At 71.0% G+C, this 214-nt stretch carries 1 protein-coding gene; it reads right to left on the bottom strand.

Going from position 1 to position 214, the window contains the following annotated elements; translation table 11 throughout:
* Window positions 1-214, bottom strand: a 214-nt coding sequence (locus DEIPI_RS40345; protein WP_045234696.1) for a hypothetical protein, incomplete at both ends; no start/stop codon positions are given.

Raw genomic sequence — 214 nt, 5'->3', positions numbered from 1 at the left:
AGTCGCGCGGACGGGTCGCGCGCGAGGACGCGCGGGACGAGCGTCGGGAAGCGGGCGTGCAGCCATTCGGTGAGGGCGCCCTCACGGTCGAAGTAGGGCGGGACGGCCTTGAGGTACACGTCTCCCCCGCTGGTGACGAGGCGGTGCAGGCTGGAGATCTGCCAGTTGTGGACGAGTTCGGGCTCGCCGACGAGGCTCAGACCGTGCTCGGCGA

This window comes from Deinococcus pimensis DSM 21231 (assembly GCF_000519345.1).
GTDB classification, from domain to species: domain Bacteria; phylum Deinococcota; class Deinococci; order Deinococcales; family Deinococcaceae; genus Deinococcus_A; species Deinococcus_A pimensis.
This window is presented reverse-complemented; position numbering and strand designations above follow the sequence as displayed.